Source organism: Neisseria sp. HMSC078C12 (assembly GCF_001838065.1).
GTDB lineage: Bacteria > Pseudomonadota > Gammaproteobacteria > Burkholderiales > Neisseriaceae > Neisseria.
Genome location: NZ_KV835590.1, coordinates 1 through 1478, shown reverse-complemented (window position 1 = coordinate 1478; position 1478 = coordinate 1). Strand labels below are relative to the sequence as shown.

The window sequence follows — 1478 nt, the reverse complement described above, 5'->3', positions numbered from 1 at the left end:
ATCAACTGGCAGGAGGAACAGGAGGGTGCATGCTTGGTGATAACGGCAATTCCGGGAGTACCGGCGGCTGATCTGTCTGGAGCGGATTTGCTCAAAGCGTGGCCGTCAATGGGGCAGCAACTTGGCGCTGTTCACAGCCTATCGGTTGATCAATGTCCGTTTGAGCGCAGGCTGTCGCGAATGTTCGGACGCGCCGTTGATGTGGTGTCCCGCAATGCCGTCAATCCCGACTTCTTACCGGACGAGGACAAGAGTACGCCGCAGCTCGATCTTTTGGCTCGTGTCGAACGAGAGCTACCGGTGCGGCTCGACCAAGAGCGCACCGATATGGTTGTTTGCCATGGTGATCCCTGCATGCCGAACTTCATGGTGGACCCTAAAACTCTTCAATGCACGGGTCTGATCGACCTTGGGCGGCTCGGAACAGCAGATCGCTATGCCGATTTGGCACTCATGATTGCTAACGCCGAAGAGAACTGGGCAGCGCCAGATGAAGCAGAGCGCGCCTTCGCTGTCCTATTCAATGTATTGGGGATCGAAGCCCCCGACCGCGAACGCCTTGCCTTCTATCTGCGATTGGACCCTCTGACTTGGGGTTGATGTTCATGCCGCCTGTTTTTCCTGCTCATTGGCACGTTTCGCAACCTGTTCTCATTGCGGACACCTTTTCCAGCCTCGTTTGGAAAGTTTCATTGCCAGACGGGACTCCTGCAATCGTCAAGGGATTGAAACCTATAGAAGACATTGCTGATGAACTGCGCGGGGCCGACTATCTGGTATGGCGCAATGGGAGGGGAGCAGTCCGGTTGCTCGGTCGTGAGAACAATCTGATGTTGCTCGAATATGCCGGGGAGCGAATGCTCTCTCACATCGTTGCCGAGCACGGCGACTACCAGGCGACCGAAATTGCAGCGGAACTAATGGCGAAGCTGTATGCCGCATCTGAGGAACCCCTGCCTTCTGCCCTTCTCCCGATCCGGGATCGCTTTGCAGCTTTGTTTCAGCGGGCGCGCGATGATCAAAACGCAGGTTGTCAAACTGACTACGTCCACGCGGCGATTATAGCCGATCAAATGATGAGCAATGCCTCGGAACTGCGTGGGCTACATGGCGATCTGCATCATGAAAACATCATGTTCTCCAGTCGCGGCTGGCTGGTGATAGATCCCGTCGGTCTGGTCGGTGAAGTGGGCTTTGGCGCCGCCAATATGTTCTACGATCCGGCTGACAGAGACGACCTTTGTCTCGATCCTAGACGCATTGCACAGATGGCGGACGCATTCTCTCGTGCGCTGGACGTCGATCCGCGTCGCCTGCTCGACCAGGCGTACGCTTATGGGTGCCTTTCCGCAGCTTGGAACGCGGATGGAGAAGAGGAGCAACGCGATCTAGCTATCGCGGCCGCGATCAAGCAGGTGCGACAGACGTCATACTAGATATCAAGCGACTTCTCCTATCCCCTGGGAACACATCAATCT

At 56.1% G+C, this 1478-nt stretch carries 2 protein-coding genes; both read left to right on the top strand.

Translation table 11 applies throughout. The features are described from left to right. A partial coding sequence (locus HMPREF2596_RS03305; protein WP_048266673.1) for an APH(3'') family aminoglycoside O-phosphotransferase occupies nucleotides 1–600 on the top strand: 600 nt, incomplete at its 5' end. Beyond that, nucleotides 600–1436 (top strand): aminoglycoside O-phosphotransferase APH(6)-Id, encoded by an 837-nt coding sequence (locus tag HMPREF2596_RS03300; protein WP_000480968.1) that lies wholly within the window; start codon nucleotides 600–602, stop codon nucleotides 1434–1436. The genes HMPREF2596_RS03305 and HMPREF2596_RS03300, both read left to right, overlap by 1 nt. The last annotated feature ends 42 nt before the right edge of the window (nucleotides 1437–1478 follow it).

Bases quoted from the DNA above. Each gene is read 5' to 3' on its own strand.
- HMPREF2596_RS03300 (WP_000480968.1), top strand. From the start codon at position 600: ATGTTCATGCCGCCTGTTTTTCCTGCTCATTGGCACGTTTCGCAACCT.